The sequence below is a fragment of the Pseudomonadota bacterium genome (assembly GCA_030859565.1).
In the GTDB taxonomy this organism is placed as follows: Bacteria; Pseudomonadota; Gammaproteobacteria; order JACCXJ01; family JACCXJ01; genus USCg-Taylor.
Window position 1 is genome coordinate 1 of record JALZJW010000143.1, and the last position, 9,212, is coordinate 9,212.

At 61.3% G+C, this 9,212-nt stretch carries 10 protein-coding genes; 6 read left to right on the forward strand and 4 right to left on the reverse strand.

What is annotated here, in order from left to right:
• The 3 genes from ilvN to pssA form a co-directional block, all read left to right on the forward strand.
• Positions 1–239 (forward strand): acetolactate synthase small subunit (gene ilvN, locus M3436_16915; protein ID MDQ3565713.1); only part of this gene is annotated, 239 nt, incomplete at its 5' end.
• A 23-nt stretch (positions 240–262) separates the two neighbouring features.
• On the forward strand, positions 263–1,279 hold the full coding sequence (ilvC, locus tag M3436_16920) for a ketol-acid reductoisomerase (protein ID MDQ3565714.1): 1,017 nt from the start codon (positions 263–265) through the stop codon (positions 1,277–1,279).
• 423 nt (positions 1,280–1,702) lie between these two features.
• Positions 1,703–2,488, forward strand: coding sequence for a CDP-diacylglycerol--serine O-phosphatidyltransferase (gene pssA, locus M3436_16925; protein ID MDQ3565715.1), 786 nt, complete (start codon positions 1,703–1,705; stop codon positions 2,486–2,488).
• 5 nt (positions 2,489–2,493) lie between these two features.
• Here the strand turns inward: pssA and M3436_16930 are convergent, their stop codons facing one another.
• A complete protein-coding gene (locus M3436_16930; protein MDQ3565716.1) occupies positions 2,494–3,300 on the reverse strand; it encodes a M48 family metalloprotease in 807 nt (268 codons plus the stop codon).
• A gap of 12 nt (positions 3,301–3,312) precedes the next feature.
• Complete coding sequence (locus tag M3436_16935; protein MDQ3565717.1) at positions 3,313–3,774, reverse strand: hypothetical protein; 462 nt, start codon at positions 3,772–3,774, stop codon at positions 3,313–3,315.
• Between the two features lie 362 nt (positions 3,775–4,136).
• Here M3436_16935 and M3436_16940 point away from each other — a divergent pair, with 362 nt between their 5' ends.
• The 3 genes from M3436_16940 to rimI are packed head-to-tail and all read left to right on the forward strand — an operon-like array spanning position 4,137 to position 6,875.
• Entirely contained in the window at positions 4,137–5,684 is a 1,548-nt protein-coding gene (locus M3436_16940; GenBank protein ID MDQ3565718.1) for a 2-isopropylmalate synthase, read from the forward strand.
• A gap of 13 nt (positions 5,685–5,697) precedes the next feature.
• Positions 5,698–6,396, forward strand: coding sequence for a uracil-DNA glycosylase (locus M3436_16945; GenBank protein ID MDQ3565719.1), 699 nt, complete (start codon positions 5,698–5,700; stop codon positions 6,394–6,396).
• The gene (rimI, locus tag M3436_16950; GenBank protein MDQ3565720.1) at positions 6,393–6,875 is read left to right on the forward strand and encodes a ribosomal protein S18-alanine N-acetyltransferase; all 483 of its coding nucleotides are present in this window, start codon (positions 6,393–6,395) and stop codon (positions 6,873–6,875) included. Before M3436_16945 ends, rimI begins: the two co-directional genes overlap by 4 nt.
• Positions 6,876–6,917: 42 nt before the next feature.
• On the opposite strand, the gene bamC is transcribed toward rimI, so the two are convergent.
• Together bamC and dapA are read right to left on the reverse strand one after the other, a co-directional pair.
• Positions 6,918–8,027, reverse strand: coding sequence for an outer membrane protein assembly factor BamC (gene bamC, locus M3436_16955; GenBank protein MDQ3565721.1), 1,110 nt, complete (start codon positions 8,025–8,027; stop codon positions 6,918–6,920).
• A 54-nt stretch (positions 8,028–8,081) separates the two neighbouring features.
• Positions 8,082–8,984 (reverse strand): 4-hydroxy-tetrahydrodipicolinate synthase, encoded by a 903-nt coding sequence (gene dapA / locus M3436_16960; GenBank protein ID MDQ3565722.1) that lies wholly within the window; start codon positions 8,982–8,984, stop codon positions 8,082–8,084.
• Between the last annotated feature and the right edge of the window lie 228 nt (positions 8,985–9,212).

Sequence of the window (9,212 nt, forward strand, 5' to 3'; positions counted from 1 at the left end):
AGTTGATGCTAATCAAAGTCAGCGCCGGCGGCACGGCGCGCGAAGAGCTCAAGCGCCTGGTCGATATCTTCCGCGGGCGGATCATCGACGTCACCAACACCATCTACGTCATCGAGCTGACCGGCACCAGCGAGAAGCTGGACGCCTTTGTCAACGGCCTCGACAGGAAGCTCATTGTCGAAGTCGTGCGCTCGGGGGTTTCCGGCATCGCGCGCGGCGAAAAATCGCTGCGCATATAAATCATCGAAGCAAGGCATTCATTATGAAGATCTATTACGATAAAGACGCCGATCTCTCCTTAATCCAAGGCAAGCGCGTCGCCATCATCGGCTACGGCTCTCAAGGTCACGCGCATGCCAACAATTTGAAGGAGTCGGGCGTGCAGGTGGCCGTCGGCTTGCGCGAGGGATCCGGCACCGCGGCGAAAGTGTCCGCGGCGGGATTGGCCACCGCCTCGATCGAGCAAGCGGTCGGCGCGGCCGATGTGGTCATGGTGCTCGCGCCCGATGAACACCATGCCGCCCTCTATCGCGAGCATATCGAAGGCAACATCAAACCGGGAAAAGCTTTGGCCTTTGCCCACGGGTTCAACATCCATTTCCGCCAGATCGAGCCGCGCCCCGACCTTGATGTCATCATGATCGCGCCCAAGGGACCGGGACACCTGGTGCGGTCCACCTATACCCAGAGCGGGGGGGTGCCTTGCCTCATCGCGATCCATCAGGATGCCACCGGTCAAGCCAGAGAGATCGCGCTCGCTTACGCGACGGCCATCGGGGGCGGCCGGGCGGGGATCATCGAGACCAACTTTCGCGAGGAAACGGAGACCGATCTGTTCGGGGAGCAAACCGTGCTGTGCGGCGGGATCACGGCCCTTATCCAGGCCGGGTTCGAGACCCTGGTCGAGGCGGGCTACTCCCCGGAGATGGCGTATTTCGAGTGCCTCCATGAGACCAAGCTTATCGTGGATCTGATCTACGAGGGGGGCCTCGCGAACATGCGCTATTCCATATCCAACACCGCGGAATACGGCGATTTCACCCGCGGGCCGCGCGTCGTGGGCGAGGAAGCGCGTAAAGCGATGAAGGAAATCTTGCAGGAAATCCAAAGCGGGCAGTTCGCCCGCGAATTCATCCTCGAGAACCAGAGCGGCGCGCCGATGCTGAAGGCGAAGCGGCGCCTGAGCCGCGACCACCCCATCGAGCAGGTCGGCGCGAAACTCCGCGAGATGATGCCCTGGATCCAAGCGAATCGCTTGGTCGATCGCAGCCGGAACTAGTGTAGTGTCTCGTAAATAACGGGTCGCGTTTGCCCCGTCATTCCGGGCGAAGGTGCGAAGCGCCGGAGACCCGGAATCCACAAAAGACGCTGGATTCCCGCTTTCGCGGGAATGACGAAGGGGGTATCGACGGATTGGTGACTGTATAGGTATTTCAGAGACGGTTTCGTCAGAATCACTGAGGGTGTCATGCTATCGCTAATTTCGTCATTCCAGCGCAAGCTGGAATCCAGGCTTATTACTCTGGTTCTGGATGCCAGCTTTCCATCCTCGGGGCGCCAAGCAGGGCCCGTCCCTGGCCCTGGCTTTCGCTGGCATGACGGGGACATTAATGTGAACGTTTAGCTGAAACGCACTACTCGTGCGCTAAGAAGTGGACAGGGTGTACGGATGGCCGGCTCGATGCAGACTGCTTAGAGGGTTTTGATCGTGCTTAATATCGGGCACAATGCGAAGACTCCGCGCCGGCGCGGCCTGTACCTGCTGCCGAACCTCTTCACCACCGCGGCGCTGTTCGCGGGCTTCTATGCCATCGTCGCCGCCATCAAGGGAGACTTTCACGAGGCGGCGGTGTCGGTCTTCATCGCCATGCTGCTCGATGGACTCGATGGCCGCGTGGCGCGCCTCACCAACACGGAAACCGATTTCGGGGCGGAATACGATAGCTTGTCGGACATGGTTTCCTTTGGCGTGGCCCCGGCGCTCGTCATGTATCAATGGTCTCTGCTCGCCTTGGACAAACTGGGGTGGCTCGCGGCATTCGTTTACACCTCGGCCGCCGCGCTCCGGCTGGCGCGCTTTAACACCCAGGTGGGCACGGCCGACAAACAATACTTTCAGGGTCTGCCCAGCCCTTCGGCCGCGGCCTTATTGGCTGGGTTTGTGTGGGTCGGCGCGGACAGTGGACTGACCGACGGTAGATTCCTGGCGCCTCTGACGCTGTTATTGACGGTGGTGGCGGCGGGCCTCATGGTCAGCAACGTTCGCTACCATAGTTTGAAGACCATCGATTTCAGAGGCCGCGTCCCCTTCGTGCGGGGCCTCCTCGTGGTTCTGATATTCGTGCTCGTGTCCCTGTCGCCGCCCATTTCGCTGTTTGTAGCCTTCCTGATCTACGCGTCCACGGGTCCGGTGATCACACTGTTACAGATCCGCCGCAAACGCGCCGCGCGTCGCGGCGCGAGCGAGGGGCCGAACCCCGAAGCGTGAGCTGTCTACTGCTGCGCGACGGGTTGAAAGGTGCAGACTTGCCCCAGATTGCGCACGTGCGCTTCAATCTGCTGTATGCGATTCTCGGGCGCCGGATGAGTGCTGGCGAATTCGGGCGCGCGCGAGGCGTCGCCGCTTGCTTCAGCGAGAATTTTCATCACATCGACCAGCGCGGCCGGATCGTAGCCGGCGCCTTTAATGAAGCACACGCCGAACTTGTCCGCTTCGAGCTCATCCCCGCGACCATATTTCATGTTGATCAGGCCGCCGACCATGCGCGCGACTTGAGCCATTTCGTACGAGCCCGAGCCCATCACCACCGCGCCGGTGAGTCCTTGCGTCAATTCTTGTTTGGCGATGTGCTCGGCGGAATGGCGGCCGATCACATGGCCGATCTCGTGGCCTAGCACACCCGCCAATTGATCTTCAGTCTTCAAGCGCGAGAACAGTGCGGCGGTGATGAAAATCGGCCCGCCGGGCAGCGCGAACGCGTTCACGGTTTTGTCGTCCGCCAGCACATGAAAATCGAACGGATAGCCGCTCTGCGCCGCGATGCTTTGCGCGACGATTTTCTTGCCTAGCGCTTTCACTCTTTGTTGTACGCGTTTATCGGTATACATGCCGCCGAACTGCGCTGCCATCTCCGGCGCGGCCTGCAATCCCATGGCGATTTCTTGATCCTGGGTCAGGCCAACGCGCTGCGATTCGCCGGTGATCGGATTGACCGAAGTCTTGCTGAAAAACGAAAGAACGGAAAAACCCGCGATCACCAACATGATGATCAGGCGCATTTTCCACATGCCGCGATTCATAGTGAGCCTTGCTTAGACGTGAGCATGCTCGAAGCGGTCGCGCTCCAGCGCCTCGTAAACACCGCCGGCGATCGCGCCGAAGATGACGTGCGACAGCGCCATGATCCAGCCGCGCAGCGGCGCGAGCCACGGAAAGGCGTCCGCTACCGAGTAATAGTTGATCGCATAAAGCGCCAGACCAAATAACGCACCGGCGACAATGCCGACCAGAATTCCCCAACGATGCAGACAGAATGCGATCAAGCACGCGAACGCGATGGCCAGCAGCATGTGCAGAATGAAGCCGGCCGCGTAGACGCCCACGCCCACGCCTGCGGCAGGCGGCAGCACGCTCGGACCCAGAACGACTGCGGCGGAAAGTTGCAGGGGCAAATTGGCGTTACCCAAGTAGTAACTGGCTAGCCACATGTTCAACAGCACGAATACGACGCCGGCAACGATGCCGGCGATGATCGCGGCGCGCCAGTCCATCATTTGTCGAAGGATAGTGGGTCGATTGGTTTGCATACGTTGTCCGTCGGGCGAATCAGCGGTGCGAGAAGCATAGCGCGTTTAGACTGATCATGGCCAGTGCACCCCGAGGCGTAAGCTGTTGTTTTCCGCCAACCCGGCAGGTATAGTCGTCCTCATGCCGTATACCGTCACCGATAAGGGCGTGTTCGCCATATGCAAGACGGTGCCGATCGCGCTGCCGCCGCCCCGGCTGCCCTCCCCGCTGCTGCCCGGCTAGGGCAGAACGATCGACACTAAATTCCCGTGACAGCCGGTGTCCCTTAAAGACACCAGAACGGTATACTTTTAGACGACTCGCGCCCGGCCCGGCGGGAGGATTAGGCATGAAAGACAAGTTGATCATTTTCGATACGACCTTGCGCGACGGCGAACAAAGCCCCGGCGCCTCGATGACCAAGGACGAGAAGATCCGCATCGCCAAGGCCCTGGAGCGGATGCGCGTGGATGTCATTGAGGCGGGCTTCCCGGTCGCGAGCCCGGGCGATTTCGAGGCCGTGCATGCGGTGGCGGCCGCAGTCAAGGAAAGCACCGTCTGCGGCCTCGCCAGGGCGCTGGAGCGCGATATCGACACCGCCGCCGCGGCGCTCAAAGGCGCCCGCAAGGCGCGTATCCATACGTTTATCGCTACCTCGCCCATTCATATGCGCAGCAAGCTCAAGATGTCACCCGAGCAAGTCATCGAGCATGCGGTCAAGGCGGTGAAACGGGCGCGCAGCCACGTCGAGGATGTCGAGTTCTCGCCCGAGGATGCGGGGCGCTCCGATCTCGAATTTCTGTGCCGCGTGCTCGAGGCCGTGATCGAGGCCGGCGCCAGGACGGTCAATATCCCGGATACTGTCGGTTACAGTCTTCCCGGCCAGTTCGGATCGCTCATCAAGGATCTGATCGAACGCGTGCCGAACAGCGACAAGGCGGTGTTTTCCGTGCACTGCCATAACGACTTGGGAATGGCGGTCGGAAACTCCTTGTCCGCGGTGCTCAACGGCGCGCGCCAAGTCGAATGCACGATTAACGGTCTCGGCGAGCGCGCCGGCAACGCGGCGCTGGAAGAAATCGCCATGGCGGTCCGCACCCGCTGCGACCAGTTTTCCTGTGAAGTGGGGATCGACACCACGCAGATCCTGCATTGCTCAAGGCTGGTATCCAGCATCACCGGCTTTCCGGTGCAACCGAACAAGGCCATTGTCGGGGCGAACGCGTTTGCCCACGAATCCGGCATTCATCAAGATGGCGTGCTCAAGAGCCGGGAGACCTACGAGATCATGCGTGCCGAAGATGTCGGTTGGCACGCCAACCGGATGGTGCTCGGCAAACATTCGGGCCGCAACGCGTTTCGCACCCGCTTGCGCGAGATTGGGGTGGAGTTTACCCGCGAAGAGGACCTCAACGAGGCCTTCATGCGCTTCAAGGAGTTGGCGGACAAGAAGCATGAGATCTATGACGAAGATCTGCAGGCGTTGGTCACCGAGACCCATGTCTCAAGCGGCGTCGAAGCCGTCAAGTTGGTCTCGCTTAAGGTCTGCTCCGAGACCGGGGAGACCCCAAAAGCGCGCATCACCTTGCAGTGGAACGGCAATGAGCAACAGCGGATCGCCGATGGCAGCGGGCCGGTGGATGCCGCCTTTAAAGCCATCGAAGGCATTATCGAGAGCGGTTGCAACCTGCAATTGTTCTCCGTCAATAACATCACCACCGGCTCCGATGCGCAAGGAGAGGTGACGGTGCGTTTGGAGCGCGGCGGGCGGATCGTGAACGGTCAGGGCGCGGATACCGATATCATCATTGCCTCGGCCAAGGCCTATATCAACGCCCTGAACAAAGTATTGGCGGCCACCGAACGGCACCACCCGCAGACATCGAGTCAGGTGTAACGATCCGCTAACAATGTTGACTCGGGCACGCTATCTCGAGGCGATGGGGATCGATGTCTGGCGGCGGCGCGCCGCGGTGCGTGAGCATCAAACCGCGGCGCCGACAGCGGACGGTAACACCGTCCCCGCGGTCACAGGAATGATCTGGGAGGAGTTGCGACGCTCGGTGGCCGAGTGCACGCGCTGCCAGCTCCACCGCGGGCGCACGCAAACGGTCTTTGGCGTCGGCGATCCGCACGCGGAGTGGCTCATCATCGGCGAGGCGCCGGGGGCCGAGGAAGACCGTCAGGGTGAGCCGTTCGTCGGCCGGGCGGGGCAATTGCTCACCGCCATGCTGTTGGCTCTTGGTCTCAAACGCGAGCAGGTCTTCATCGCCAATCTGTTGAAATGCCGGCCGCCGAATAATCGCGATCCGCAGCCTGAAGAGATCAACTGCTGTGCACCGTTCCTGGAACGCCAAATCGCGCTCGTGGCACCGAGAATCATCCTCGCCGTCGGCCGGATCGCGGGTCAAAATCTGCTGAATACCAGCACCCCGATCGGCAAACTGCGCGGCCAGACATTCGCGTACGGGGAGCGCCGGATCCCGTTGGTCGTGACCTATCATCCGGCGTATCTGCTGCGCTCCCCGCGTGAAAAGCGCAAGGTCTGGCAAGACTTATTATTCGCGAAGCGGCTGTATCGGGAATCGATGCGGGAGGTGCCGGCATGAGCGCGCTGCTCAAGCCCATGATCGTCAGCTTGCGGCCCATGCTCGAGCGCGATGTGCCGGAAGTGATCGAGATCGAACGGCAGGCCTACGACTTCCCTTGGAGCAAGGGCGTGATGGTCGACTGCATTCGCTGCGGTTACATCTCCTGGGTGCTGGAACACGAAGGGCTCATCGGCGCCTATAGTTTCATGACCGTAGCGGCCGGCGAGGCGCATCTGTTGAACCTCTGTGTCAAACCGCGCTGGCAGCGTAGGCGATTCGGGCGCACGCTTCTGGAGCACGTGGTCGAGGACGCACGGGCGCGCGGCGCGGAGACGATGTTCCTGGAGGTTCGGCCCTCGAATGGGCCGGCGCGACAGCTTTACGCGCGCGCCGGCTTCAAGGAGATCGATCTGCGGCCGGATTACTATCCGGCCCATGAGGGCAGAGAAGATGCGTTGATGTTAGCGCTGCCACTGCCCACCCGCGGATTTCCTTAGATATCGCGCCGGTTCCCGGCGCGGTTGCGGACAGCTCGCGGGTCACTTATTCAGTTCGGTGCGCAATAGGCGCAGGATGCGCGCGGCGGTCGCGCTGTTATCCCAATTGCCGTCCGGGTCCAATACGATGACCTCGGTGTTATTGCCGACGTCGGTGAGATGGATCTCAAACTCATCGTCGTCATCGTCACGCCAGAAGGCCAGGCTCGAAAAAAAGCCCTTCTCCGGTTTCGGGGCCGCGGTATCGGAGAAGCGGAGGTAGTAGCTGCCGCGCGATCGGTCTTCATCTTCCACCTTGGCCCCGATCTGACCCAGTGCGAACCCGGTATTGCGCCACACCTTCGCGAAGTCGTTGGATACCCGCAGATACGCTTTCCCTTCGCCCGCGTTCAACAACTCGGCATGGATAGCCCCCCCGGACGGCGCGGCAGGCCCGATTTTCGGTTTTGGTCGCGGTGCGGGATCGGCCGCGGGCTTTTGGGCCGCCTCGCCCGGTGCCACGGACTGGCCGCTCAACGCTTTTTTCAAGCGCTCCGCCATGCGTCCCTCGAGCCCCGCATCCCGGGGACGCTCCCGCCACTCGAGACCTTCTCCGATCGGCGTGAGCGCCTCGCCGGCATGGGAGAGGTAGAGCACGGTCGTGCCGCTTTCCTCGCCGGCCTCAAGGAACACCTTGAAGCGATCGCGCTCTTGCTTGGCGCGGTTTTCAACCCACCCCGTTTCCAAGACCCCGATCTCTTCATCATCGAGATCCAAGGCATAGCCACGGTCTTTCCAAAAGGGCCGTAGTTCGGCCCACACCACGGCGGGTTCGGCGTCGATGCTGAGCAGCGTCTCATCCGCCGGCACCTCAAGCTTGGCCGCGCTCGGGCTCTCCGCCGATCCGGCTTCCCGCTTTTTGTTTCGTTGGGCAATGCGCTCTTGAAAGGTTGAATAGCTTGCAGTTCCGCTCCCGTCCACATCCGGAACCGCCAGGGTGTCGCGGATCGACTCGGTGGTGAGATCGGGGGGCACTTCCAAGTCGGGGAGCGATTGACTCTTTTGATACTCCTTCTGCTTGTCGGGGATGACTTCATCGAACGTCGGAAACCACGCGCATCCGGCGATCGCAAGCACAGCCGCGACCAAGGCCGTTGACCGTATTCGCAACACTCAATTCACCTCATGCATTGCTTGACTGCCGAGATCATGGGCGCGCTGCCGCAGTCACGAAGATGCCGCGTTAGCGAGCCCCGCTTGTGCCATCGCCGCCCTCATTTGGCCGTGGTACGCCTCGGCGAGCCAGGTCAAGGGCAGGCGAATGCCCTTCTTGACCAAACCCATTTGGTTTAGGACCCATTTCGCCGGTATCGGGTTAGACTCCGAAAACAATTCCCGGTGCAGGCCCTCGAGCGTCGCGTTGAGTGTCTCCGCTCCCCTCCGATCGCCCGCCAAAGCCCGTGCGCATAGGAGGTGCATTGATCGCGGCGCCACGTTGGCGGTTACCGAAATCACACCTTGCCCGCCGCGCACGATAAACTCCATCGCCGTCGCATCATCACCGCTTACGATCATGAAGCCGTCCCCGCAATGCTCGCGCAATGACGCCACCCGGCCGAGATCGGCGGTCGCTTCCTTGATACCGATAATGTTGCGGATCCGGGACAGGCGGCCGGCGGTCGCGGGCACTAAGTCGCACGCGGTCCGTCCCGGCACGTTATAAAGAATTTGCGGGATCGCAACGGCCTCGGCCACGGACTTGTGGTGCAGGAAAAGCCCTTCCTGCGTCGGCTTATTGTAGTAGGGGGTGACCAGCAGGCAGGCATCGGCGCCCGCTTCGCGCGCGAACGCGGTCAACCGAATGGCCTCGGTCGTCGAATTGGCGCCCGTTCCGGCGATCACCGGAATGCGCTTGTTGACCTGCCGCACCACCTGGCGAATCACCTCGCAATGCTCTTTCTCGTCGAGCGTGGCCGACTCCCCGGTCGTGCCGACGGCGACGATCGCATTGCTACCCTCGGCGATCTGAAACTCCACGAGCTCTTGCAAGGCATTCCAATCGATGGGCACGTCGGGACTGATCCCGGTCTCCATCGGCGTTACCATCGCCACCATACTGCCTTGAAGCATGAAACGAATGCCTTCCCCCTTTTAGGTGTCGGCCATAGTACGTTCCAATGACTACCTTGACAAGAACGGTCCGATTTGCCTTGGGCGGCCGGAACCGCCCTTGCCGGGGCATGAGTATTTTCTAATTCAAAGATGAGTCTGAAAGAAGGTAGTAAAGCCTGGCCTCCTAGGGTGAAAGAGTACTGGCCTCCGGGGATAGCTGGGGGCGTCGGGAGCCTGGGCGGTGCG